At 74.6% G+C, this 24,227-nt stretch carries 27 protein-coding genes; 16 read left to right on the plus strand and 11 right to left on the minus strand.

What is annotated here, in order from left to right; all coding sequences use genetic code 11:
* Positions 1–47 precede the first annotated feature (47 nt).
* The 7 genes from gcvH to DQ240_RS13810 all read left to right on the plus strand — a co-directional run bounded on the left by gcvH (position 48) and on the right by DQ240_RS13810 (position 7,179).
* Entirely contained in the window at positions 48–452 is a 405-nt protein-coding gene (gcvH, locus tag DQ240_RS13780) for a glycine cleavage system protein GcvH (RefSeq protein ID WP_113840188.1), read from the plus strand.
* A gap of 308 nt (positions 453–760) precedes the next feature.
* Positions 761–1,282, plus strand: coding sequence for an FHA domain-containing protein (locus DQ240_RS13785; protein WP_029432502.1), 522 nt, complete (start codon positions 761–763; stop codon positions 1,280–1,282).
* 4 nt (positions 1,283–1,286) lie between these two features.
* Positions 1,287–2,027 (plus strand): MerR family transcriptional regulator, encoded by a 741-nt coding sequence (locus DQ240_RS13790; RefSeq protein ID WP_113840190.1) that lies wholly within the window; start codon positions 1,287–1,289, stop codon positions 2,025–2,027.
* Between the two features lie 113 nt (positions 2,028–2,140).
* Complete coding sequence (locus DQ240_RS13795) at positions 2,141–2,623, plus strand: bifunctional nuclease family protein (protein WP_113840191.1); 483 nt, start codon at positions 2,141–2,143, stop codon at positions 2,621–2,623.
* 344 nt (positions 2,624–2,967) lie between these two features.
* Positions 2,968–3,462 (plus strand): MerR family transcriptional regulator, encoded by a 495-nt coding sequence (locus DQ240_RS13800; RefSeq protein ID WP_233498726.1) that lies wholly within the window; start codon positions 2,968–2,970, stop codon positions 3,460–3,462.
* 130 nt (positions 3,463–3,592) lie between these two features.
* Complete coding sequence (gcvP, locus tag DQ240_RS13805) at positions 3,593–6,595, plus strand: aminomethyl-transferring glycine dehydrogenase (RefSeq protein WP_113840193.1); 3,003 nt, start codon at positions 3,593–3,595, stop codon at positions 6,593–6,595.
* A gap of 41 nt (positions 6,596–6,636) precedes the next feature.
* Positions 6,637–7,179, plus strand: a complete 543-nt coding sequence (locus tag DQ240_RS13810; RefSeq protein WP_113840194.1) for a hypothetical protein — start codon at positions 6,637–6,639, stop codon at positions 7,177–7,179.
* Positions 7,180–7,183: 4 nt separating this feature from the next.
* Here the strand turns inward: DQ240_RS13810 and DQ240_RS13815 are convergent, their stop codons facing one another.
* Positions 7,184–7,384 carry a DUF5999 family protein gene (locus DQ240_RS13815; RefSeq protein WP_113840195.1) on the minus strand — a complete coding sequence of 67 codons (201 nt, stop codon included), beginning with the start codon at positions 7,382–7,384 and terminating at the stop codon, positions 7,184–7,186.
* A gap of 289 nt (positions 7,385–7,673) precedes the next feature.
* Positions 7,674–8,633, minus strand: a complete 960-nt coding sequence (coaA, locus tag DQ240_RS13820) for a type I pantothenate kinase (RefSeq protein WP_113840282.1) — start codon at positions 8,631–8,633, stop codon at positions 7,674–7,676.
* A gap of 115 nt (positions 8,634–8,748) precedes the next feature.
* Here coaA and DQ240_RS13825 point away from each other — a divergent pair, with 115 nt between their 5' ends.
* Positions 8,749–9,552, plus strand: a complete 804-nt coding sequence (locus DQ240_RS13825) for a GNAT family N-acetyltransferase (RefSeq protein WP_233498712.1) — start codon at positions 8,749–8,751, stop codon at positions 9,550–9,552.
* Positions 9,553–9,564: 12 nt separating this feature from the next.
* Here DQ240_RS13825 and DQ240_RS13830 read toward each other — a convergent pair whose 3' ends face one another.
* Positions 9,565–10,110 carry a YbhB/YbcL family Raf kinase inhibitor-like protein gene (locus DQ240_RS13830; RefSeq protein WP_113840196.1) on the minus strand — a complete coding sequence of 182 codons (546 nt, stop codon included), beginning with the start codon at positions 10,108–10,110 and terminating at the stop codon, positions 9,565–9,567.
* A 127-nt stretch (positions 10,111–10,237) separates the two neighbouring features.
* On the opposite strand from DQ240_RS13830, the gene DQ240_RS13835 reads away from it, so the two are divergent.
* The gene (locus tag DQ240_RS13835; RefSeq protein ID WP_113840197.1) at positions 10,238–11,002 is read left to right on the plus strand and encodes a beta-phosphoglucomutase family hydrolase; all 765 of its coding nucleotides are present in this window, start codon (positions 10,238–10,240) and stop codon (positions 11,000–11,002) included.
* The gene (locus DQ240_RS13840) at positions 10,999–13,362 is read left to right on the plus strand and encodes a glycoside hydrolase family 65 protein (protein ID WP_113840198.1); all 2,364 of its coding nucleotides are present in this window, start codon (positions 10,999–11,001) and stop codon (positions 13,360–13,362) included. The genes DQ240_RS13835 and DQ240_RS13840 overlap by 4 nt, the downstream gene beginning before the upstream one ends.
* On the opposite strand, the gene DQ240_RS13845 is transcribed toward DQ240_RS13840, so the two are convergent.
* Positions 13,363–14,067 (minus strand): M50 family metallopeptidase, encoded by a 705-nt coding sequence (locus DQ240_RS13845; RefSeq protein WP_113840199.1) that lies wholly within the window; start codon positions 14,065–14,067, stop codon positions 13,363–13,365.
* Positions 14,068–14,229: 162 nt separating this feature from the next.
* Here DQ240_RS13845 and DQ240_RS13850 point away from each other — a divergent pair, with 162 nt between their 5' ends.
* Positions 14,230–14,880 carry a LysE family translocator gene (locus DQ240_RS13850; RefSeq protein WP_113840200.1) on the plus strand — a complete coding sequence of 217 codons (651 nt, stop codon included), beginning with the start codon at positions 14,230–14,232 and terminating at the stop codon, positions 14,878–14,880.
* A gap of 9 nt (positions 14,881–14,889) precedes the next feature.
* On the opposite strand, the gene DQ240_RS13855 is transcribed toward DQ240_RS13850, so the two are convergent.
* Positions 14,890–15,564: a response regulator transcription factor gene (locus tag DQ240_RS13855; RefSeq protein ID WP_113840284.1), complete on the minus strand. Its 675-nt coding sequence runs from the start codon at positions 15,562–15,564 to the stop codon at positions 14,890–14,892.
* Positions 15,561–16,829, minus strand: a complete 1,269-nt coding sequence (locus DQ240_RS13860) for a histidine kinase (RefSeq protein WP_199589297.1) — start codon at positions 16,827–16,829, stop codon at positions 15,561–15,563. The genes DQ240_RS13855 and DQ240_RS13860 overlap by 4 nt, the downstream gene beginning before the upstream one ends.
* 138 nt (positions 16,830–16,967) lie before the next feature.
* Here DQ240_RS13860 and DQ240_RS13865 point away from each other — a divergent pair, with 138 nt between their 5' ends.
* Positions 16,968–17,888, plus strand: a complete 921-nt coding sequence (locus DQ240_RS13865) for an ABC transporter ATP-binding protein (RefSeq protein ID WP_113840201.1) — start codon at positions 16,968–16,970, stop codon at positions 17,886–17,888.
* Positions 17,885–18,682 carry an ABC transporter permease gene (locus tag DQ240_RS13870; protein ID WP_113840202.1) on the plus strand — a complete coding sequence of 266 codons (798 nt, stop codon included), beginning with the start codon at positions 17,885–17,887 and terminating at the stop codon, positions 18,680–18,682. The genes DQ240_RS13865 and DQ240_RS13870 overlap by 4 nt, the downstream gene beginning before the upstream one ends.
* 31 nt (positions 18,683–18,713) lie before the next feature.
* Here the strand turns inward: DQ240_RS13870 and DQ240_RS13875 are convergent, their stop codons facing one another.
* From DQ240_RS13875 to DQ240_RS13885, 3 genes are read right to left on the minus strand one after another with little or no spacing between them, the layout of a single operon-like run.
* A complete protein-coding gene (locus DQ240_RS13875) occupies positions 18,714–19,310 on the minus strand; it encodes a TIGR03086 family metal-binding protein (RefSeq protein WP_113840203.1) in 597 nt (198 codons plus the stop codon).
* A 55-nt stretch (positions 19,311–19,365) separates the two neighbouring features.
* Positions 19,366–20,160, minus strand: coding sequence for an AraC family transcriptional regulator (locus tag DQ240_RS13880; protein WP_113840204.1), 795 nt, complete (start codon positions 20,158–20,160; stop codon positions 19,366–19,368).
* A gap of 17 nt (positions 20,161–20,177) precedes the next feature.
* On the minus strand, positions 20,178–20,537 hold the full coding sequence (locus DQ240_RS13885; RefSeq protein ID WP_113840205.1) for a VOC family protein: 360 nt from the start codon (positions 20,535–20,537) through the stop codon (positions 20,178–20,180).
* Between the two features lie 356 nt (positions 20,538–20,893).
* Between DQ240_RS13885 and DQ240_RS13890 the strand changes: the two genes are divergently transcribed.
* The gene (locus DQ240_RS13890; RefSeq protein ID WP_113840286.1) at positions 20,894–21,355 is read left to right on the plus strand and encodes a tRNA (cytidine(34)-2'-O)-methyltransferase; all 462 of its coding nucleotides are present in this window, start codon (positions 20,894–20,896) and stop codon (positions 21,353–21,355) included.
* 29 nt (positions 21,356–21,384) lie between these two features.
* Here the strand turns inward: DQ240_RS13890 and DQ240_RS13895 are convergent, their stop codons facing one another.
* On the minus strand, positions 21,385–22,098 hold the full coding sequence (locus tag DQ240_RS13895; RefSeq protein ID WP_113840206.1) for a dienelactone hydrolase family protein: 714 nt from the start codon (positions 22,096–22,098) through the stop codon (positions 21,385–21,387).
* 116 nt (positions 22,099–22,214) lie between these two features.
* On the opposite strand from DQ240_RS13895, the gene DQ240_RS13900 reads away from it, so the two are divergent.
* Positions 22,215–23,027 (plus strand): metalloregulator ArsR/SmtB family transcription factor, encoded by an 813-nt coding sequence (locus DQ240_RS13900; RefSeq protein ID WP_233498713.1) that lies wholly within the window; start codon positions 22,215–22,217, stop codon positions 23,025–23,027.
* 491 nt (positions 23,028–23,518) lie between these two features.
* Entirely contained in the window at positions 23,519–23,737 is a 219-nt protein-coding gene (locus DQ240_RS13905; protein WP_113840207.1) for a hypothetical protein, read from the plus strand.
* Positions 23,738–23,756: 19 nt separating this feature from the next.
* Here the strand turns inward: DQ240_RS13905 and DQ240_RS13910 are convergent, their stop codons facing one another.
* On the minus strand, positions 23,757–24,191 hold the full coding sequence (locus tag DQ240_RS13910) for a hypothetical protein (protein WP_233498714.1): 435 nt from the start codon (positions 24,189–24,191) through the stop codon (positions 23,757–23,759).
* Positions 24,192–24,227: the final 36 nt, after the last annotated feature.

A 24,227-nucleotide genomic window follows, 5' to 3' on the forward strand; every position in this document is an offset into this window, starting at 1 on the left:
GCCCCTGGAGGGTGGCCGTCGCACCACGACCCCCCGGAGATCACCGCATGACCGTGCCCGACGACCGCCGCTACACCGACCAGCACGAGTGGACCCTCGTGCAGGCCGGCGACGAGGGCGCCACCGTCGTCCGCGTGGGCATCACCGACCACGCCCAGGACGCGCTGGGGGACATCGTGTTCGTGCAGCTGCCCGACGTCGGCGCCGAGCTGGCCGCCGGTGACCCGATGGGCGAGGTGGAGTCGACGAAGTCCGTGTCCGACGTCTACGCGCCGGTCGCGGGCACCGTCGTGGCGGTCAACGACGCACTCGCCGACACCCCGGAGACGGTGAACGCCGACCCCTACGGCGCCGGCTGGCTGGTCGACATCCGGGTGGACGCCGACGGCGACGACCCCACCACCGACCTGCTCGACGCCGCCGCGTACCAGGTGCTGGTCGACGGCTCCTGACCGCCCGCCGCGCCGCCCGCCGGTCGCCCGACCAGCGGCGCAGCATCGCCGCGCGCCGGAGTGGCCCGCGTCCGCCGCGGCCGGCGCGTCACTATGCTCGGTCTGCGCCCGCACCCCCGCGGGGAGGCGGGCGCCATCCCTGGACCTGCGGTTGACCCTCGGGTCCACCGCTGGTTCCATGACCAACGGCCCGCCGTGCCCAGCGCGGCGGCCGACCCGCGACGGACTGCCCGGTCCGTCGTCCGCCGGCCGCCCGTGGCCAGACCCCCCGGTCCGCGGCGGTGCCCCCTGCACCGGAGGAGACAGACGTGCACTGCACTCGTTGTGGACACAACAACCCCGAGGGCAGTCGCTTCTGCGCGCAGTGCGGCTCGGCCCTCGCCCCGGAGCGGATGGGCGAGTCGACCAGCGTCATCCCCAAGGTGGGCGGCGAGGACTCCGGTGAGGTCGTCGAGGTCGCGGTCGACCCCGGCACCGACGCGCACGCCGGGGCCGTCGAGTCCCTGCCGGCCGGTTCGGCGCTGCTGGTCGTCAAGCGCGGCCCCAACGCCGGTTCCCGCTTCCTGCTCGACCAGGACGTCACCACCGCGGGTCGTCACCCCGACAGCGACATCTTCCTGGACGACGTCACCGTCAGCCGGCGGCACGTGGAGTTCCACCGCGAGGGCGGCGGTTTCTCCGTGCACGACGTCGGTAGCCTGAACGGCACCTACGTCAACCGCGAGCCCGTCGACGTCGCGACCCTCGCGGGCGGGGACGAGGTGCAGATCGGCAAGTTCCGGCTGGTCTACCTCACCGGCCCGCGCACCGGCGAGCCCGCCGCCCGCTGACCCGGTGCCCGGAGCGCGAGCCCGCGCGTCCGGGGACGCCGCCGACGAGCAGACCCCGCGGTTCACCATCGGCGAGGTGCTGAACGTCCTCCGCGACGACTTCCCCGACGTGACGATCAGCAAGATCCGTTACCTCGAGTCCGAGGACCTGGTCCACCCGGAGCGCACGCCGTCGGGCTACCGGAAGTTCTCCGGGGCCGACGTCGCGCGGCTGCGGTACGTGCTGGCGGCACAGCGCGACCAGTACCTCCCGCTGCGGGTCATCAAGGAGCACCTGGCGGCGTTGGACCGGGGGCTGCCCCTGCCCGGGTCCGACGCCCCGGCGGTCGCGGCGGCCGAGGCGGCACGCGCGGCCGCCGACGCCGGGGACGCCGACGGCTCGATGAGCCCGGAGGAGTTCGCCCAGGCGGCGGGCATGGACCTGGACCAGCTGGCCGACTGCCTGCAGTTCGGCCTGCTCGCCACCGACCCCGAGGGGCGGTACCCGGCGGCGGACCTCCCGGTCGCCCGGGCCGCTGCCGGCCTCGCCCGGCACGGCCTGGAACCCCGGCACCTGCGGGTGTACCGCACCGGTGCCGAGCGCGAGGCCGGGCTGGTGGAGCAGCTGGTCACCCCGGTCCTGCGGGCCCGTTCGGAGGACGCGCGGGCCCGGGCGACCGAGAAGCTGCGGGAACTGGCCGGGCTGTCCGCGCAGTTGCACGGCGCGTTGCTGGAGGCGCGACTCCGGGACCTCCTGCGGTCCTAGGGCGGGCGTACGGTGGACGGCACCGGATCCCGGGGAGCGCCGCCGGACCACGACGACCCGAGCGCCTCCCGGGAGCGGTCGTCCAGCCGTACCGCCGCAGCTGAGGAGCCTCCGTGCAGGAACTGCGAGTCGTCGGGGTCCGGGTCGAGCTGCCCGGCAACCAGCCGATCCTGCTGCTCAAGGAGACGCAGGGGGAGCGGTACCTCCCGATCTGGATCGGCGCGGTCGAGGCCGCCGCCATCGCGTTCGAGCAGCAGGGCGTGCGGCCGGCCCGGCCCATGACCCACGACCTGCTCCGCGACGTCGTCCGGGCGCTGGGCGCGACGCTCGAGGCCGTCAACATCACCGAGATGCGCGACGGCATCTACATCGCCGAGCTGGTCCTCGGCGAGGACCGGGTGGTGAGCGCCCGCCCGTCGGACGCCGTGGCGCTGGCCGTCCGCACCGGTGCGCCGATCTACGGCGCCGAGGCCCTGCTCGACGAGGTGGGCATCGAGATCCCCGACGAGCAGGAGGACGAGGTGGAGAAGTTCCGCGAGTTCCTCGACCAGATCTCGCCGGAGGACTTCGGAGCGGGCTCGGGCTCCGCGGGCTGAGGGGCGGGTGGGACCCCATGGGACCCGGTCGTCCCACGAGTCCCACCGGTCACACGACGGCTTGAGTGCCGTCGCATCCCCGTCGATAGCCTTCCTTCGGGTCACGAGCGGCCGACACGCCGCCTCGCTCAGTTGACCCACCCCAGGGCCCGGCTTACGTTGCTCGAACAACACCGGTGTGACACGCCGGGTCCGCGGGTCGGGCCAGCGGGGTGCGACGCCGGGGTCACCGCCCCGACCGGGGGCGGGACACGGAGGAGGGACGCCGCGTGAGCGACCAGAGCAACGGCTCCCAGGGTCAGCTCTTCAGTGACGCCGCCGTCGGCGCCCCCTCGTACGACGAGGTGGACACCGACCTCGTCGGCTACCGCGGCCCGACCGCGTGTGCCGCCGCGGGGATCACCTACCGCCAGCTCGACTACTGGGCCCGTACCGGTCTCGTCGCCCCCTCGGTGCGCAGCGCCACCGGATCGGGCACCCAGCGGCTGTACTCCTTCCGCGACATCCTCGTGCTGAAGGTCGTCAAGCGGCTGCTGGACACCGGCGTCTCGCTGCAGAACATCCGCAAGGCCGTGGACCACCTGCGCAACCGCGGGATCAAGGACCTGGCCAACGTCACGCTCTTCTCCGACGGCGCCACCGTCTACGAGTGCACCTCCGCCGAGGAGGTCGTCGACCTGCTCGCCGGCGGCCAGGGCGTCTTCGGCATCGCCGTCTCCGGAGCGCTCCGCGAGCTGTCCGGCGAGCTCGCCGAGCTCCCCGCCGAGCGGCTCGACGGTGCCCCGGTGCAGCAGGCCGACGACGAGCTCTCGCTGCGCCGCCGCCGCAAGGCGGTCTGAGCGGACTTGACTCCGCACCGCGCCGGGATCAGGTGACCTGATCCCAGCGCCTCCTCCCGCACGGTCCGCGGTGGGGGAGGACGCTCCACGCCGAGGGAGGACGTCGTCGCCCGCTGGTAGCGTCGTGGCAATGGCGGACGCTGCACCGAGCCCCCTTCCTTCGCTTCGCGCTCTGAGCCCGGCCGGGTCCTTCGCCGCCCGGCACATCGGCCCGCGCCCGGCCGAGACTGCGGAGATGCTCGCCGTCGTCGGGTACGACTCGCTGCAGTCACTGGTCGACGCGACCGTGCCGGAGACCGTCCGCGACCGTCGTCCGCTGGACCTCCCGGCAGCGGCCGACGAGTCCGCCGTCCTCGCCGCGCTGCGCGAGCGCGCGGAGGCCAACGAGGTGTTCACCTCGATGATCGGGCTGGGCTACTCCGGCACGGTGACCCCGGCGGTCATCCAACGCGTCATCCTCGAGAACCCCGCCTGGTACACCGCGTACACGCCCTACCAGCCCGAGATCAGCCAGGGCCGGCTCGAGGCCCTCATCAACTTCCAGACCATGGTCGCCGACCTGACCGGCCTGCCGGTCGCCGGCGCGTCGATGCTCGACGAGGCCACCGCGGCCGCCGAGGCGATGACGCTGGTCCGCCGGGCCGGCCGGGCGAAGGCCGACGCGGTCTTCGTCGTCGACGCCGACACCCTGCCGCAGACCCTCGCCGTGCTGGAGACCCGCGCCGAGCCGCTGGGCATCCGGCTGCACGTCGCCGACCTCTCGCAGGGCTGGCCCACCGACCTGCCCGACGCCGGTGCCTTCGGTGTCCTGCTGTCCTTCCCCGGCGCCAGCGGGGCGGTCCGGGACCACCGTGCCGTGGCCGCCGCGGCGCACGAGGCCGGCGCGGCCGTCGTCGTCGCCGCCGACCTGCTCGCGCTCACGCTGCTCGAGGCGCCGGGTGAGTGGGGGGCGGACGTGGCCTGCGGCAGCAGCCAGCGCTTCGGTGTCCCGCTGGGCTTCGGCGGCCCGCACGCCGGCTACCTGTCGGTGCGCGAGGGCCTGGCCCGGCAGCTGCCCGGCCGCCTGGTGGGCGTCTCCGTGGACGCCGACGGCGACGTCGCCTACCGGCTGGCGCTGCAGACCCGCGAGCAGCACATCCGCCGGGAGAAGGCGACCAGCAACATCTGCACCGCCCAGGTGCTGCTCGCCGTCATGGCCGGCGCCTACGCCGTCTACCACGGTCCCGAGGGCCTGGCCGCGATCGCGGCCCGCGTGCACCGGAGCGCGGTCGCGCTGGCCGGCTGGCTGCGGGCCGGCGGCCTGGAGGTCGTGCACGAGGCGTTCTTCGACACCGTCACCGTGGCCGTCCCGGGCCGGGCCGCCGACGTGGTGGCCGCGGCCGCCGAGCGGCGGATCAACCTGCGCCAGGTGGACGCCGACACCGTCGCCGTCGCCTGCGACGAGACGACGACTCCGGAGGTCCTGCGGCTCGTGGCCGAGGCCTTCGGGGTGACCGCCGACGAGGCGGCGCTGGACGACGACGGGGCCGACGCCCTCCCGGCCGCGCTGCGCCGCCGCACCGCCTACCTGACCCACCCGGTCTTCTCCGCGCACCGCTCGGAGACGGCGCTGCTGCGCTACCTGCGCTCGCTGAGCGACAAGGACCTGGCGCTGGACCGCACGATGATCCCGCTGGGCTCGTGCACGATGAAGCTCAACTCCGCCGTGGAGATGGCCGCGATCACCTGGCCCGAGTTCGCCGGCATCCACCCCTTCGCCCCGGTCGAGCAGACCCGCGGCTACCGCCGGCTCATCGACGAGCTGTGCGAGGGCCTGGCGGAGATCACCGGCTACGCCGCGGTGAGCGTGCAGCCCAACGCCGGCTCGCAGGGCGAGTTCGCCGGGCTGCTGGCGATCCGCGAGTACCACCGGTCCCGCGGCGAGGAGCACCGCGACGTCTGCCTGATCCCCAGCTCCGCGCACGGCACCAACGCCGCCAGCGCGGTGATGGCCGGGATGCGCGTCGTCGTCGTGGCCTGCGACGAGGCCGGCAACGTGGACCTCGCCGACCTCCGGGCCAAGGTCGACCAGCACGCCTCCCGGCTCGCCGCGATCATGATCACCTACCCGTCGACCCACGGGGTGTTCGAGACCGAGGTGCAGGACATCTGCGCCGCGGTGCACGACGCCGGCGGCCAGGTCTACGTCGACGGCGCGAACCTCAACGCCATGGTCGGGCTGGCCCGACCGGGCCGGTTCGGCTCCGACGTCAGCCACCTCAACCTGCACAAGACGTTCTGCATCCCGCACGGCGGCGGCGGGCCCGGCGTCGGGCCGATCGGCGTCCGCGAGCACCTGGTGCCGTTCCTGCCGGGTCACCCGCTGGCCGACACCGGCGGGAAGGGCCCCACCGTCTCCGCCGCGCCCTGGGGGTCGGCGGGCATCCTGCCGATCTCCTGGGCGTACCTGCGGCTGATGGGCCCCGACGGGCTGCAGCGCGCCACCGAGCACGCGATCCTCGGCGCGAACTACCTGGCCGCCCGGCTGCGCGAGCACTTCCCGGTGCTCTACACCGGCCGCGACGGTCTGGTCGCGCACGAGTGCATCCTCGACATCCGGCCGCTGACCAAGGCCACCGGGATCACCAACGACGACATCGCCAAGCGGCTGGTCGACTTCGGGTTCCACGCACCGACCATGAGCTTCCCGGTCGCGGGCACGCTGATGGTCGAGCCGACCGAGAGCGAGGACAAGGGCGAGCTCGACCGGTTCGTCGAGGCCATGGTCACCATCCGCGCCGAGATCGAGAAGGTGGCGTCGGGGGAGTACGACCGCGAGGACAACCCGCTGCGCAACGCCCCGCACACGCTGGCGATGGTGGCGGGGGAGTGGGGCCGGCCGTACCCGCGCACGGCGGCCGTCTACCCGGTTCCGGGCCTGGTCGGCCGCGGCTACCTGAGCCCGGTCCGCCGGATCGACCAGGCCTACGGCGACCGCAACCTGGTCTGCTCCTGCCCGCCGCCGGAGGCGTTCGCCGAGCACGACTTCGGCGACCACCCGCCGGCGTCGGCCGGTGCGACGCCGGACCGTGCCGCCGGTGCGCCGGACGACCTGGGCACCACGGAGGACGTCGTCGGCGCCGGCCAGGCCTGATCCACTCCCGACGGCGTCCGCGCCGTGGTGGGATCCCGGCCGTGACGTCGAACGGTGACCCCGAGGAGGACGTGCGGCTCGTCGTCCTCACGGCGGTGTCGCACGTCCTGGCCGACCCCGCCGCCTTCGTCGCGCTGCTGAGCGCGGCCGACGGGGAGGCCGACGCCGTCCGCCGGCTCCGGGAGGCCCACGGGTTCACCGCGTTCCAGGCACGGGTCGTGCTCGACCTGCAGTTCTCCGTCCTCACCGGCGAGCGCCGGGCGCGGGCCGAGGACGAGCTGGCTCTCCTCCGTCGGGCGCTCGACGAGCCGTGGGACCCGCCGCTGGAGCTGTCCGCGACCGTGCGGTCCCCGCGGTCGCTGGAGGTGCCGGTCGACGGTGCGGTGCACGTCGTCGAGGCCGCCGACCGCGAGGAGCTCCTCGACCGGCTGGTGACCGTCGTCCGCGACCGGCTGGCCCGGCCCCGGCGGCGCCGGGTCGCGGTGACCACGGGCCTGGCGGAGGGCCCGGTCACGGTGCTCGTGGACCCCGTCGGCGGCGCGCGGTTCCGCTACGCCGGCGACGAGGGCGACGCGGCCGGCTGAGGGGTCAGGCGGAGGCGAGCACCGGCACGAAGTCGCGGTGGCGGGCGACCGCCCGGCCGTCGGGCAGCAGCTCGCCGTCGTCGTCGAACAGCACGACGCCGTTGCACAGCAGGCTCCAGCCCTGCTCGGGGTGGCTGCTCACCACCGCGGCGAGGTCGCGGGCGTCGCTGGTGGCGTCGGGGCAGGGCGATACGTGGTGGCACATGGGAGCACTCCCGATCGGCGGCCGTCGTGGGCCTGGAGATCACGGTTCGTGTCCGGTCGGTGACCGGACGACGATGAGTGTGCTCCGGATCACTGGCGGTGTCAGGCACCGCGCCGACGGAGTCACCCTTCCGGGTCGTCGACTTCTGCCATGGGCCTGGTGTCGCCCGCCGAGGACCATGCCGCGCCGGGCCGGCGCTCGCTGGTCGACCGTTATCCCCAACACTCTCGTCGCGGAGCGACCGCGGCGCCCCGGCGCGGCGGGGGAGCGCCGAGCCGGGGAACGGCCCTCAGATCTTGCGGAGCAGCACCCGCCGCACCGAGTGGTCGGCGGCCTTCTGCAGCACCGCCCGCGCCCGGGAGCAGGTGGGCACGATGTTCTCCCGCAGGTTGGGGACGTTCACCGAGCGCCAGATCTCCAGCGCCGTCTGCCGGGCCTGCTCGTCGGTCAGGTCGGCGAAGCGGTGGAAGTAGGCGCTGGTGTCGGCGAAGGCGGTCCGGCGCAGGGCCAGGAAGCGCTCGACGTACCACTCCTGGATGTCGGACTCGGCGGCGTCGACGTAGACGGAGAAGTCGAACAGGTCGGAGAGGAAGACCTCGGGCGCGCTGCCGTCGGCCCGGCGTCCGGCCTGCAGCACGTTGAGCCCCTCGAGCACGAGGATGTCGGGGCGGTCGACGTCCTGGGTGGCACCCTCGACGACGTCGTAGGACTGGTGGGAGTACAGCGGCGCGCTGACCCGGCCCCGCCCGCTCTTGACCTCGGCGAGGAAGCGGATGAGCGCCCGCCGGTCGTAGCTCTCGGGGAAGCCCTTGCGGCCCAGCAGGCCACGGGCCTCGAGGACGGCGTTGGGGTGCAGGAACCCGTCGGTGGTCACCAGGTCCACCCGGGGCGAGCCGGGGCCCTTGGCCAGCAGGGTCTGCAGCAGGCGGGCGGTGGTGCTCTTGCCCACCGCGACGCTGCCGGCCACCGCGATGACGTAGGGGACCTTGGCGCTGGTGTCGCCGAGGAAGCGGTTGCGCGCCGCCCACAGCCCGCGGCTGGCCTCGACGTGCAGGTTCAGCAGCCCGGCCAGCGGCAGGTACACCGTCGCGACCTCGTCGAGGTCGATGCGGTCACCGAGGCTCTTCAGGTCGGCCAGCTCGCCCTCGTCGAGGGGCAGCGCCGTACCGGCCGCCAGCGCCCGCCACGAGTCGCGGTCGAAGACCGCGTAGGGCGAGATGGCCCGCGTTCCTGCCGTCACGCCGCCCATCGTGCCGTCCACCCGCGGGGATCCCGCGCGCCGGGTCACCCGACCGGGGTGGGACGGGGCCCCCGACGGGTGCGGGCGGGCGCTCGCCGGGCGTCCGGCGTCTAGTGTCGGCGCCGTGGCGAACTCCGGGCTGCTCGACTGCATCGAGCGGTACCACGCCGCCGCTCCGCTGCCCGACGGCCGGATCGAGACCGTGGGCGGCCTCGAGGTCCCCGTGGTGGCGCCGGCCTGGCCGTACCCCGCCCGTCCCCGGCCCGGTGGGGGAGCGGTGACCGTGGACGACGTCCGCGCCGCGATCGCGCTGCAGGAGGAGTCCGGACTCCCGATCGCGCTGGAGTGGATCTGGGAGCGCTCCGCCGGGACGGCGGCCGCTGCCCGGGGCGCCGGTCTCACCGTCGAGTACATGCCGCTGCTGGTCCTCGCCGACCCCGTGGAGCTGCTGCTGCCGCTCGGCGTCCGGCTCTACCTCGTGGGCGCCGAGGACCCGCAGCTGCCGCGCTACCAGCGCCTGGTCGAGCTGGCCTTCGCCACCCCGCACGGTGGCGCCGCGACCGCCACCGCCGTCGAGGAGCGGGTCGAGGCCGGCCCGCGCACCGAGGTCCTGCGCGAGCGGATCGCCACCGGCCGTACCGTGATGATGGTGGCCGTCGAGGACGGCGAGCCGGTGGCCGTCGGCTCGCACCACCCGCTCGACGTCGACGGCCGCGAGGTCAGCGAGATCACCGGGGTGGCCACGCTGCCGCGGCTGCGCGGCCGCGGTCTCGGCGCGGGGCTGACCTCGGCGCTGGCCGAGCACGCCCGCGAGACCGCGGACCTGGTCTTCCTCACCGCCGGCGACGACGACGTCGCCCGGGTCTACGAGCGGGTCGGCTGCGCCTGGATCGGCACGACCGGGGTCGCCGACCTGCCCGTCGGCTGAGACCGCGCCGGGTCAGGACTCCTCGTAGGTCACCACCAGCGTGGCCCGCGCGATCGTGTGCGAGAACAGGTTGAACCCGTGGTAGGCGGGGGAGGCGTCGGCGGGCACGCCCATGTCGTCGGTGTCCAGGGCGTGGACGACGACGAAGTAGCGGTGCGGGCCGTGGCCCGACGGGGGAGCGGCGCCCACGTAGCCGGGGAAGCCCGCGTCGTTGCGCAGCTGCCGCGCGCCCTCGGGCAGGCCGCTGCCGTCCTGGCTCCCGGCGCCCGAGGGCAGCGAGGTCACCGAGGCGGGGAGCGCGGTGAGCACCCAGTGCCAGAAGCCGCTGGCGGTGGGGGCGTCGGGGTCGAACACCGTGACGGCGAAGCCCCGGGTCTCCTCGGGGAAGCCCGACCAGGACAGCTGCGGCGACCGGTCCTCGCCGCCGGCGCCCATCACGCCGCTGACGTGCGGCATCGGCATCGTCTCGCCGTCGCGGACGTCGGTGCTCGTCACCGAGAACGAGGGCACGGAGGGCAGGAAGTCGTACGGGCTGGGCGGCACGGGCCGGTCGGCCATGGGGGTCTCCTCGCAGGTCGGACGTCTACCGGCGACCCTAGGCAGCCACCGCTGACGCCGCCCGTCGTCGCGCACCCCACTCCGTCCCGACAGGTCACCGGGCCGGGAGCGCCGGTAGCGTCGCAGCGTGCTCGGACTCCCGGACGGCATCAGGGCCTGTCTCTTCGACATGGACGGCGTCCTGACCAGGACCGCGACGGTCCACATGGCCGCCTGGAAGCGGACCTTCGACGAGTTCCTCCGTGCCCGCGACCCGCAGGCCGCCGAGTTCACCCAGCTCGACTACAACCGCTTCGTCGACGGCAAGCCGCGGGCCGACGGCGTCCGCGACTTCCTGGCCAGCCGCGGGATCACCCTCCCCGAGGGCACACCGGACGACGGCCCGGAGACCCCGACGGTGCACGGCGTGGGTCGGCGCAAGAACGTCCTGCTGCTGCGGGAGCTCGAGGAGCACGGCGTCGAGGTCTACCCGGGCTCGATGCGCTACCTCGAGGCGGCGCGGGCCGCCGGCCTGGCCACCGCCGTCGTCACCGCCTCGGCCAACGGGGACCAGGTCGTCGCCGCCGGCGGGTTCGGGCACCTCCTCGACGCGCGGGTCGACGGCGTCGTCGCCGCCCGTGAGGGGCTGCGCGGCAAGCCGGCGCCGGACACCTTCCTGGCCGGGGCGCGGGCGCTGGGCGTCGAGCCGGCGCAGGCCGTGGTGTTCGAGGACGCGCTCTCCGGGGTGGCAGCCGGACGGGCGGGGGAGTTCGGGTACGTGGTGGGGGTGGACCGCGTCGGGCAGGCCGACGCGCTGCGCGAGAACGGCGCCGACGTCGTCGTCGAGGACCTGGCCGACCTGATCGGGCCTGAGCCGATCGGGGACCAGCCGACGACGGAGGAGAGTCAGTGACCGAGGGACGCGCGACCTTCCCGATCGAGCCGTGGGCCCTGACCGAGATCGGCCTGGACCACGCCTCGCTGGGGACCCACGAGTCGGTGTTCGCGCTGGCCAACGGGCACATCGGCATGCGCGGGTCGTTCGAGGAGGGCGAGCCGGTCGTCGTCCCCGGCACCTACCTGAACGGCTTCTTCGAGGAGCGGGCGCTGCCCTACGCCGAGGCCGGGTACGGCTTCCCCGAGCAGGGGCAGACGGTCGTCAACGTCACCGACGGCAAGCTGATCCGGCTGCTGGTCGGCGACACCCCGCTGGACCTGGACTACGGGCACATCGTCGACCACCGGCGCACGCTGGACCTGCGCCGCGGCGTGCTGCGGCGGGTCACCGAGTGGCGCTCGCCGGCCGGCCGGACCGTCCGCGTGACCAGTACCCGCCTGGTGTCGCTGAGCCGGCGGTCGATCGCGGCCATCGAGTACTCCGTCGAGTGCACCGACGACCGCGGCGACCTCTACGTCGCCCTGCAGTCCGACCTGCTGGCCAACGAGCCGGTCGACAGCGGCATGGAGAGCGACGACCCGCGGGCCGCCGCGGCGCTGCGCCGTCCCCTGGCCAGCGAGCTCGCCGTCGGCCGCGGGCAGCGGGCGGTGCTGGTGCACCGCACCCGGCGCAGCGGCCTGCGGGTCGCCGCCGGCATGGACCACGTCATCGACGTCCCGGACTCCGCCACCGAGGACATGGAGGCGGGGGAGGACCTCGCCCGGTTCACCCTCGCCGCCCGGCTGCCGCAGCACCGCGGGCTGAAGATCGTGAAGTACCTGGCCTACGGCTGGTCGTCGCGGCGGTCGGCGCCGGCGCTGCGCGACCAGGTCGAGGGCGCGCTGGCGACGGCGAAGCTGGCCGGCTTCGAGCGGCTGTGCACCGAGCAGAAGTCGGTGCTCGACGAGTTCTGGGCCCAGGCCGACGTGGAGCTCGACGGCGACGACGAGCTGCAGCAGGCGGTCCGCGTCGGGCTCTTCCACGTCCTGCAGGCGGGCCTGCGCGCCGAGCGCCAGCCGATCCCGGCGAAGGGCCTCACCGGCCCGGGCTACGACGGGCACACCTTCTGGGACACCGAGACCTACGTGCTGCCGGTGCTCACCTACACCGCGCCGCACGCGGCCCGCGACGCGCTGCGCTGGCGGCACTCCACGCTGGACCTGGCCCGGGACCGGGCCCGCGAGCTGGGCCGGCAGGGGGCGGCCTTCCCGTGGCGCACCATCCGCGGCGAGGAGACGTCGGGCTACTGGCCGGCGGGGACGGCGGCCTTCCACATCAACGCCGACATCGCCGACGCCGTCGTCCGCTACTGGCACGCCACCGAGGACGACGAGTTCGACCGCGACTACGGCGCCGAGCTGCTGATCGAGACCGCCCGGCTGTGGGCGTCGCTGGGGCACTTCGACACCGAGGACGGCTTCCGCATCGACGGGGTCACCGGGCCCGACGAGTACACCGCCGTGGTGGACAACAACGTCTACACGAACCTCATGGCGCAGCGGAACCTGCGCGAGGCCGCCGCGGCGGTGGCCCGCCAGCCCGACGTCGCCGGCCGGCTGCAGGTCACCGACGAGGAGGTCGAGCGGTGGGAGCGGGCCGCCCGGCTCATGCGCATCCCGTTCGACCCGCGGCTGGGTGTGCACATGCAGTCGGACAACTTCACCCACCACGAGGAGTGGGACTTCGAGGGCACCCCGGCGTCGTCCTACCCGCTGCTGCTGCACTACCCCTACTTCGAGATCTACCGGAAGCAGGTCATCAAGCAGGCCGACCTGGTGATGGCGCTGCACCTGCGCGGCGACGCGTTCACCCCGGAGGAGAAGGCCGCCGACTTCGCCTACTACGAGGCCCGCACCGTGCGGGACTCCTCGCTGTCGGCCGCGCAGCAAGCGGTGGTCGCGGCGGAGACCGGGCACCTGGAACTGGCCTACGACTACTGGGCCGAGGCCACCCTCACCGACCTGCAGAACCTGCACGGGAACTCCGGCCACGGCCTGCACATCGCGTCGCTGGCCGGCGGGTGGACCGTCGCCGTCGCGGGGTTCGGCGGGATGCGCGACCACGACGGTCGGCTGCAGTTCGCCCCGCGGCTGCCACCCCGGCTGACCCGGCTGCGGTTCCGGGTGGTCTACCAGGGCCGGATCCTCGAGGTGGAGATCGGCACCGACCGGGCGGTCTACCGGCTGGTCGAGGGCGAGCCGCTGGAGGTCCGGCACCACGGCCGGTGGATCACGGTGGGGGAGCGGGAGGTCAGCGTCGACCTCCCGCCCGCGCCGGAGGTCACGCCGGTCCGCCAGCCGCACGGTGCCGAGCCGCGGCGCCGCGCCCGGGCCTGATCACCGCACCAACCACCAGCCGCCGAGGGCGAGGCAGCCCAGGTCGACGGCGAGCAGCACGCCGACCCAGAACAGGGCCGGCAGGCCGGTGAGCCGGGAGAGCTGGTCGGCGTCGGAGTCGCGCGCCGTGCGCCGCCGCCGGGCCCGCTGCAGCTCGACGACGGCCTTGGGCGCGGCGAGCAGCAGGAACCAGGTCAGGCCGGCGGCGAAGACCGCCTGCCCGGCCGGCGGGAGCCACCAGGTCGCGGCGAACACCGCGGCGCCGGTGGCGAGCACCGACCACAGGCCGAACCAGTTGCGGATCTGCACCAGCAGCAGCGCGAGCAGGCCGAGCAGCGCCCACAGCAGCCCGACCGCGTGCCCCGCGGCCAGCAGCGTCGCCGCACCGAGGCCGAACAGGCCGGGGCCGGTGTAACCGGCGGCGCACGTCGCCACCATGCCCGGACCGGTGGGGCGCCCCGCGGAGACGGTGAGCCCCGAGGTGTCCGAGTGCAGCCGGATCCCCGACAGCCGCCGGCCCGCGGCCAGCGCCACCACCCCGTGCGCGCCCTCGTGGGCGATGGTCACGACGTTGCGGGCCGGCCGCCACAGCGCCGGCGTGAGGACGACGAGGAGGGCGGCCGCCGCGGCCACCAGGACGTGCTCGAGGGGCAGGTCCGGCACCGGGGTGGTGACGCGCGTCCAGAACCGGCCCAGGGCGTCCACCGGGTCAGCGTCGCAGACGACCCTGGCAGTCCAACCGGACGTCGACCGTTATCCCCAACAACACAATGCCGATGGCCGTCGTGGGCCGACCCCCGAGGACGGAGGGCACCGACGACGGGGAACTCGCTCGACGCCGGGAGGTCGGGCGGGAACGCTCCTGCCGTGGACCTGCTCGGCACGCTGCCCGCCTTCCTCCCGGCGGTGCTGCTGATCGCCGCGTCCCCGGGTCCGGCGATGGCGCTGATCGTGCGCCGGGCCGCGCTGCGCGGGCTGCCCGGCGCCGTGCCCACGGTGCTCGGCGTCGAGGCCGGCCTGTTCGTCTGGGCGCTGCTGGCCGGCGCGGGTCTCGCCGCCCTGGTCGCCGCCTCCGAGGTCGCCTACCTCGTGCTGCGGGTCGCCGGCGCGGGCGTCCTGCTGTACCTGGGCGGGCGGGCGCTGCTCGGGGTGTGGCGGGAGCGGCGGTCCGGGGTCGCGGCCGCCGCGCTGCCGGAGGTGGGGGAGCGGGGCCGGCTCCGCTGGTGGCCGGCGTTCGGCGAGGGGCTCGTCGTCCAGCTGGCCAACCCGAAGCTCGCCGTCTTCGTGATCGCCTTCTACCCGCAGTTCGTCCCGGCGTCGGACTCGCCGTTCGCCGCCACGGTCGTCCTGGCGACCGTGCAGGTCACCGTCGAGGTCGGCCTCTACCTCGCCCTGGCCGCGGGGGTGGCGCGGGCGGGGGAGTGGTTCCGCCGGCCCCGGATCCGGCGTCGGCTGGAGGCGGTCAGCGGGACGGTGCTGGTCGTGCTCGGACTGCGGGTCGCGACCACCGCCCGCTGAGCGCGGGCGTCAGCCCAGACCGGCGTCGTGGACCAGCAGTGCGATCTGCACCCGGTTGTCGACGTCGAGCTTGGCCAGCAGCCGGGAGACGTGGGCCTTCACCGTCGCCACGCTCATGAAGAGCTCGGCTCCGATCTGGGCGTTCGACAGCCCCCGGCCCACGGCGAGGGCCACCTCGTGCTCCCGCTCGCTGAGCCGGTCGAGCGCGGCCACGGCGGGGGACCGCCGGTCGTCCCGGGTGGGTCCCGGCCCGGGCTGCCCGCTGACGTGCGCCATGAGCTGGCGGGTGACGGTGGGGGAGAGCATCGGCTCCCCACCGGCCACGCGCCGCACGGCGTCGACGATGGCCGCCGGCGGCGTGTCCTTCACCAGGAAGCCGCTGGCACCCACGCGCAGCGCCCGCAGGACCTCCGCGTCGCCGTCGAACGTGGTCAGCACGATGACCTCCGGCCCGCCGCGTCGGGCGCGCAGGCGTTCGGTGGCGGACAGGCCGTCCAGCCGGGGCATCCGGATGTCCATGAGGACGACGTCGGGAGCGCCCGCCTCGACGGCGTCCGCGACCTCGTCCCCGTCGGTGGCCTCCCCGACGACCACCAGGTCCTCGGTACCGCCGAACACCATGGTCAGTGCGGCACGGACGAGCGGGTCGTCGTCGACGACGAGGACCCGGACCGGCGCCGTCACGCCGGCGGCCAGGGCAGCCAGGCGCGCAGCCGGAACCCGCCGGACGGCGTCCACCCCGACTCCAGCCGGCCCCCGGCCAGCCCCACCCGCTCGCGGAGCCCCACCAAGCCGGTGCCCGTGCCGGGCAGCGGCGGGACCCGCGTGCCGACCCGCGGTGGGTTGACCAGCTCCACGGTGAGACCGTCCCCGGGGCCACCGGCCAGCGCCACCGAGGCGACGGCGCCGTCGGCGTGCTTGCGCACGTTGGTCAGGCCCTCCTGCACCACGCGGTAGGCGGTGCGGCCGGTGACGGTGGGGGCGCCCGCCCGGTCGGGCACCGCCCAGTCGACCGTCACCCGGACGCCGGCCTGCCGGGTCTCCTCGATCAGGGCGGGGACGTCGGCGAGGGTGGGCTGCGGGCGGTCCGGATCGGCGGTCTCCCCGGTCTCGCGCAGCACGCCGATGACCTCGCGCAGGTCCTCCAGGGCCTGCCGGGCGGTCGCCCGCACGATCCCCGCGGCCCGGCCGACGTCCTCCGGTGGGGCGTCGGGACGGAACTCCAGGGCGCCGGCGTGCATGCTCAGCAGCGACAGCCGGTGGGCGAGGACGTCGTGCATCTCCCGCGCGATCCGGGTGCGCTCGAGCTGCCGCGCCTGGTCGACCCGCAGCCGCTGCTCGGCCTCCGCCCGTTCTGCCCGGTCGCGCAGCGAGGCCACCAGCTGGCGGCGGGCGCGGACGAACATTCCCCAGGCGACCACGGCCGCGGTGAGCGCCACGCCGAGGGCGAGGAACACTCCCCAGGGCAGCTCGGGGTCCGGCCGGATGAACGCGTAGACCAGGACCGACAGCATGTTCACGGCGGTGACCGCCAGCACGGTGCGCCAGGTGCGGTGCACGGCGACGGTGAACAGCGCGATGAGGACCGCGACCGCGCCCATGTCGGAGAAGGTGCCGATCGCCGCGAGCGCCAGGGCCAGCCCGACCGGCCACCGCCGACGCGCCCACAGCGCCAGGCAGCCCGCCGATCCCAGCACGAGGTCGGCGAACAGCACGCCGTCCTGCGGCGGCTGCGGGCCCGCGGTCGCGCCCGCGACCAGCAGCAGTCCGCAGCCGACCGCGAGCACGAAGACCGCGACGTCCACGACCCAGTCCCGGACCGAGCGCCGCACCGGACGGGCCCGACCGGCGTCGGCGGACAGGGAGTCGGCGAGCAGCAGCGCCGGGACGAGGGAAGGGTGGTCGACCCCCGGCGCGGGTCCCGGGGACGGGGCGACGGCGGTGCTCACCGCGTCAGGCTACGGAGGGCGACCGCTCCGGGACACCGACCAAGGTCTAGGTCTGCGGCGCCCGCCGTCGACCTTCGTCGGACGCATCCCGCCGTGCGGCCGATGTGCCGTCAGCCGGGCGCCCGCGACGCTGGCTCCATGATCGCCGTCGAGCACCTCACGAAGCGGTACGGCACCCAGGTCGCCGTCTCCGACGTCAGCTTCCGCTGCCCACCGGGCACGGTGACCGGTTTCCTCGGGCCCAACGGCGCCGGCAAGTCCACGACCCTGCGCGCGCTGTGCGGGCTCGCCCGGCCCACCAGCGGCACGGCCACCGTGGGCGGCCGCCCGTACCGCGACCTGCCCAACGCCGGCCGGCACGTCGGGGTGCTGCTGGACGCCGGTGCCCAGCACGCCGGGCGCACCGGGCGCGAGACGCTCGCGCTGTCGGCGATGGTGCTCGGTGTCACGTCGAGCCGGGTGGACGAGGTCCTGCACCAGGTCGGGCTGGCCGGGAAGCCGGCCGGCAAGTGGGTGGGGAAGTACTCCCTCGGCATGCGGCAGCGGCTGGGCCTGGCGACGGCTCTGCTCGGCGACCCGGAGGTGCTCGTCCTGGACGAGCCGGCCAACGGGCTCGACCCCGAGGGCATCTTCTGGATGCGCGGTCTGCTGCGAGAGTTCGCCGACCGGGGCGGCACGGTGCTGCTGTCCTCCCACCTGCTCCGCGAGGTCGAGGCGGTGGCCGATCAGCTCGTCGTCATCGCCGGCGGGCGCGTGGTCGCGCAGGGCAGCACCGAGGAGCTGCTGGCCGGTACCGGGGTCCTCGTCCGGGCCCGGGACACCGCCGCCCTCGCCGCCGCGCTCGCCGCCGCCGGCATCGGCGTGACCGGCGCTCCGGCCGGCGCCCTGGTCGCCGACGCCTCCGCCGAGGCCGTCGGGATCGCCGCCGCCGCGGCCGGGGTCGCGCTGCTGGAGCTGCGCCCGGCCGGCGGGGACCGGCTGGAGGAGCTGTTCCGGTCCCTCACCTCCACGTCCGACAGCGGTCCGGCCGCCCCGCAGATCCAGGAGACCCGGGTATGAGCACCCAGACCACGCCGACCCCGACCGCGGTGCCGAGCGCCTCCCGAGCCCCGGTCCCGGGGCCGACCCTGCTCCGGCTCACGCAGGTGGAGCTGCGCAAGAGCGCCGACACCCGCGCCGGCTTCTGGCTGCTGCTCGTCGTCGCGCTCACCTCGCCGGCGGTGGCGGTCCTGCAGATGCTGTTCGCGGAGGAGGAGGACAAGACCTTCTCCATGTTCCTGGCCAACACGCAGCTGCCGGTGGCGCTGCTGCTGCCCGTGCTGGGCATCCTCCTGGTGACCAGCGAGTGGTCCCAGCGCACCGCCATCACGACCTTCGCGCTGGTCCCGGACCGCTCGCGGGTGCTCGGCGCCAAGGTGCTCGCCGCGACGGTGCTGGGCGTGCTGGGTGTGCTGGCCACCGTGCTCGCCGCAGCCCTCGGCTCCTTGCTGACCCCGGTGCTCACGTCGGACGGCACGGACTGGACGGTGAGCGGCGCGCAGGTGGGACAGGTCGTCGTGGTCCAGGTCCTGGGCATCCTCATCGGTGTCGCCTTCGGCATGCTGCTGCTGAGCTCGCCCCTGGCGATCGTCCTGTACTTCGTCGCCCCGACCGTGGTGACGATCGTGTCCAACCTGGTCGAGGCCCTCACCTGGATGCGGGACTGGCTGGACCTCACCACCACGACCGCGCCGATGTACCTCGGCGAGCTGGACGGCCAGGGGTGGCTGCAGGTGGCGACCTCGGTCGGACTGTGGGGCGTGTTGCCGATGGTCGCCGGATGGCTGCGCATCGAGCGGAGCGAGATCGCGTGAGTCCCCGCCGTCGGACGGCGCGCCGGAGCGCTCAGGGGCGCCAGTGCGGATCGCGACCGGACAGCCGCAGGGCCCGCTCGAGCGCCGGCATCGCGTCGTCCGACGGCAGGGCCTCGGCGAAGCCGTCGTACTGGCGCATCATCTCGGCGCACTGCTCGACGGCGGCGAGCACCGCCTCCGCCGTCGGCGCGGCGAGCTCGATCGTCTGGCCGGTGGCCGCGGCGACGTCCCAGCCGTGCAGCACGAGCTCGGCCAGGTTCATCCCGACCACCGCCTCGACGGGCACGGCCATCCCTCCGCCGAGGTCGATCTCGCCCCGCCAGGCGGCCGGGTCGCGCCAGGCGGCCACCGCGCGGTCCAGCTGCTCGGCGTAGCGCTGCGGCCAGTCGGGCTCGGCGGCGAAGTCCCGGTCGACCAGCTCGGCCGGCAGGTCGGTGCGGCGGGCGCGGTGCTCGAGCCCGTGGCCGGTGTAGAGGACCCAGTGGTCCACCAGCGTGCGCAGGTCCCACTCGCCGGCGGGGGTGGGAGAGTCCAGCGGCGCACCCTGCGCCCCGCGGGCGACCGCGGCGGCGGCCCGGGCGGCGTCGGCGAGGTGCGCGTGCAGGGAGGGCAGCGTCGGCGTCGTCATGTCGTCGATGCTCGCGCCGCCGACCGGCGGCCGTCTTGTAGGAACGCGACGGGCGTCAGCGGGCCTGGCGGCCGTAGCGCGCGGGCGGGGTGCCGACGGCGGCGGTGAAGTCCCGGACGAGGTGCGCCTGGTCGGTGTAGCCCAGGTCGGCGGCGACGGCGGCCCAGTCGACGTCCTCGACCAGCGCCCGCTCGGCCACCTCGCGCAGCCGAGCCATGCGGATCACCTGCTTGACCGGGAGGCCGACCGCGTCGGCGAAGGCGCGCTGCAGCCACCGCACCGAGCGGCCGCAGCGCTCGGCGAGCTCGTCGACCCGGGTCACCGTGCGGTCGCGCTCCACCAGGTCGACGGCGGCGTCGAGCTCCGCCTGCTCAGCGGTCCGGCGGTGGGGGAGACCCCGCAGCCAGTCCTCCACGAGCGGTCGCGCGGTGGCGAGGTCGGGCGCGGCCCGGATCCGGTCGACGGCGGCGGCGTGCAGCGGCAGCAGCTCGCCGGCCGGGACGACGCGGTCGCGCAGCGAGGACACCGGCCGGTCGACCAGCGCGCGGAAGGCCGCCGGCCGGAAGCGGACGGCGGGCACGGCGACCCGGCCGGTGAGCGACCGGCGGTAGGTGCCGGAGACCGGGCCGGTGACCCAGGCGCCGTCCGGCTCGAACGAGACGTTGACCGCCGGGTAGGAGAGCACCAGCGACTCGTGCACCTGCCCCGGCGGGAGGTCCCACGCCACACGCCAGTGCACCGCGACCAGATCGGCCAGGTCCGCCGAGGGCACGAGCCGCTCGATGCGGAAGACCTCCGGGATCGCCCCGGGGGAGAGGATGCCCCGCGTCCCACCGCCCTCGCCGTCCACGGCGCAGACGGTACGACTCAGACGGGCGCGGTCAGGTTCACGGCGTTGCCGTCGGGGTCCCGGACGTGCGCCACCCGCTGTCCCCACGGCATGTCGTTCGCCGGGCCCGGCGCGACCCCGCCGAACTCCTCCACGCGGGCGAGGGCCGCGTCGACGTCGGCGACCTCGATGCTCAGGAGGACCCGGCCCGCGTCCGCAGGCGCGTTGTCCACGGCGACGACTCCGAGGTCGGAGTCCCCGATCCGCAGGCCCTGGTAGAAGACGGGCCCCTCCGCTGGCTGCCGGTCGGTCAGCTCCGCGCCGGCCACGCCGGCGTAGAAGCGGAGCAGGCGGCCGACGTCCCGGGTGATCAGGGTCGGCTGGACGGTGCTGGGCACGGGTCTCCTCCAGGGGTGGGTGTTCCCGGTGCAGACCGGCGGCCGGAGCCGGACTCATCGGAGCGCCCCGACATCTGCCACCGAAGGTTGCCAGTCGCTGCCGCCACCGCTGGTCTTCGACGTGGTGAGCAACCCCGAGCACGTCCGGCAGTGGCGGCCGGACGAGGCCGAGAACCCGGCCGTACCCGGCGGTGGCCGAGCACCTCGCCGTCCTCGACCGCGTCGGCCTGGTGCACGCCACCGCGGCCGGCCGCGAGCGCCGGACCTGGACCGAGGACGACCCACGGGGAGGGACACCACGGAGGGTGACATGGGGCAGCGCCAGCGGGGCGGGCCCATCGGGGCAGACTGGCCGGGTGTTCCGGATCGCCTTCTTCGAGCCGCGGATCCCGCCCAACACCGGCAACGCCATACGGCTGGTCTCGGCGACCGGGGCGCAGCTACACCTCGTCGGCCCGCTGGGGTTCGATCTGTCCGATGCCAAGCTGCGCCGCGCCGGCCTGGACTACCACGACCTGGCGTCGGTGACGGTGCACGAGGACCTTCCCGCCCTGTGGACGGCCGTGCCGGACGCGCGGGTACTCGCCTTCACCGCGGGCGCCGAGCTAAGGCACACCGACGTCGACTACCGGCCGGGCGACGTGCTGATGTTCGGACCCGAGCCGACCGGCTTGCCCCCGGAGGTGCTGGCCGATCCGCGGGTCGGGGAGCGGGTGCGCATCCCGATGCTGCCGGGCCGCCGGTCGCTCAACCTCTCCAACGCCGCCGCCATCGCTGCCTACGAGGCCTGGCGGCAGCACGGGTTCCAGGGCGCCTGAGCGGCGCCCCGCCCCGGTCAGGCTGTACGTCAGGCCCCGCGCAGCCGTTCATCGAGGAACCGGTTGGTCTCCGCCCACGCCGTCGTGGCAGCGGCCTCGTCGTACATGGAGGGGGCGTCCCAGTTGGAGAAGGCGTGGCCGGCGTCGTAGCGGCGGACGGTGACGTCCGGGCGGTCGGCGAACGCGTGCTCCACCTCGTCGACCTGCTCGACGGAGATCCACGGGTCGCGGGTGCCGTAGTGGAACAACACGGGGCACTGCACCTGATCGGCGAGGCCGAGCACTCCGTTGGTGCCCGACCCGTAGTACGAGACGACGGCGTCGGGCCCACGCCCGTGCACCCGGGTGGTGGCGAGCAGGTAGGCGAGCGTGCCGCCGAGGCAGAACCCGACGGCACCGACTCGCCCGTTGCACTCCGGCAGCGCCAGCGCGTGCGCCATGGTCGCGGCGAGGTCGCCGGGGACGAGGTCGAAGTCGAGTTGGTCGACCATCGACATGCCCTCGGCGAGCCCGGACTCGTCCTTGCGCTCGAAACCTGGCTGGATGCGCCAGAACACGTCCGGCGCCAGGGCCAGGTAGCCCGCCGCGGCCAGCCGCTCGGCCAGACCGCGGATGTTGTCGTTGATCCCGAAGACCTCCTGCAGCACCAGGACGGCCGGAGCGCGGGGCACGTCCGGCAGAGCGCAGAAGGCCTCGAAGCTGCCGTCCGGGGTGGAGATCGTCTCGCTGCGGGTGGCGACCACGACAGCATCCAAACAGAGCACCGGACGGTCGGAGCCCAGCCCGTGGGACGTGCCGATCGGCACACGACACTGACGACTCCTTGCATCATGCAGGTGGATACCTGCATGATGAAGTGGTGGGCAGGGGAGCGGAAGACCTGGAGCCGGTCTTCAGGGCCCTGGCCGACCCCACCCGCCGGCTACTGCTGGACCGGCTGAGGGCGCGGAACGGCCAGACGCTGGGGGAGCTGTGCGCCGAGCTCTCCATGGCCCGCCAGTCGGCGACCCAGCACCTGGACCTGCTGCGGGACGCCGGTCTGGTGGTCGTGGTCCGCCGGGGCAGGGAGCGGCTGCACTTCCTGGACCCGGGACCGATCCACGCGATCGAGCAGCGCTGGATCTCCGCCTTCGACCGGCCCCGGCTGCACGCCATCGACGCCATCACGCAGAGAGCGGAGGAGTACGCCATGAGCGAGCGCACCGTCGACGAGGCCACCGTGCCGACCTACGTCTACGTCACCTACATCCGGGCGACGGCGGAGCAGGTGTGGCACGCCCTGACCGACGCCGACCTCACCGCCAGCTACTGGGGGCACGCCAACGTCTCCGACTGGCAGCCGGGGTCGGTCTGGGAGCACCGTCGGACCGACGGCTCCGGAGTCGTCGACGCCGGCGGCCGGGTGCTGGAGGTCGACCCGCCGCGGCGGCTCGTCGTGACGTTCGGCGAACCGGACGAGGACCCGGCGACGGCGTCGCGAGCGACCTTCCTGGTCGAGCCGCACGAGGGCATCGTCCGGCTGACCGTCACGCACGAGCGACTCGCGGACGCCCGGGCGCTCAGCGACGTCTCGCAGGGCTGGCCGGCGGTCTTCGCGAACCTCAAGTCGTTGCTGGAGACGGGGCAGGTGCTGCCGTCGGCACCGTGGGAGATGCCCACCGTGTCGGCGTGAGGCGTCAGGAGGCCGGGAGGGGTCCGCTCCGCCGATGAGTTGACATAATGTGCATTATCGGCGGTAGGGATGCGGGCCTGGGAAGGGGCCGGATCGCCGTCGACCGCTTGCCGGCCGTCCGCGCACCGGCCAGCCGATCCGTCGCAGGGTGCACCATCGCGCTCTTGTCCGGGGCAATGTCGCACTCTTGCCCAGGTTCGGTCTGCGGTCGGCGCCGTCGCGCGCGTCGGCTCGTCGGCTCGGTCCGAGAATCCGGGACCTCGGCGTGCCGGCCGATCACCGTCCGACTCCCCCGTGTGGATCTCGACTCGTATTGATCTTGATCCAGCTCGTCCTTCGGCGTCCAGCAACCCTCGGTCACCGTCCGCTCCGACCGGCGCCCCTTCCCCGGGACCCTGGGAGACCACCCCTCTTACGTCACAGTGACGCAATGAGGATCGGAGAACCGGGTCCGACGGGCGCACCGACGACGACCTGAATAGGGTCGAGGCATGCACCTCCGTCGACCTGTCGCCGCCGTCCTGACCGCCGTCGCGTTGTTCGGCGGGACCGCCACGCTGACCGCCTGCGGTGACCCCTCGGGCTCGGAGACGACCCGCGACGACGGCACGACCGACGACGACGTCAACCAGGGGCCCGGCCCGGGTCCGAACTACTCCGACCCCGAGCGCGAGGTCGAGGAGGGCGAGGACAACCAGGACCCGGACTGACCGGGACAGCCCGATCGGGTCAGCCGGCGCGCTCGGACACCCAGAGGCGGTCGAGCCGGCCGGTGGAGCGCAGCACCTCGGCCAGCGAGCTCTCCAGCTCGGCCTTGGTGGGCCGCTCGGTCAGCAGGGTCTGCACGTCCTCGAGGGCGCAGCGCAGCTGGTACAGCCGGTCCTGCAGACCGTCGAGCTCGGCGCGGGTCACCAGGACGACGTCGCCGGACAGGCTGGCCTTGGCGGTCGCGGTGCGCTGCTCGTAGGCCCGCTGACGGCACGCCTGACCGCAGTACAACCGAGGGCGGCCCACCGAACCCTGCTGCGGGAGCACCCGCCGGCACCACCCGCACCGCCGTTCCGTCCCGCTCCCCCGACGCCCCGCCGGAGCCGCCGCCGAGGCGCCTCCCGGGGCACGGACCTCGTCGTCGTCGAGGACCGCGGATCCCTGCTGCTCTGCCACGGGAGGCACGGTAGACGGCGCGGACGACAGGTTCCG

This window comes from Blastococcus sp. TF02A-26, assembly GCF_003319125.1.
GTDB lineage: Bacteria > Actinomycetota > Actinomycetes > Mycobacteriales > Geodermatophilaceae > Trujillonella.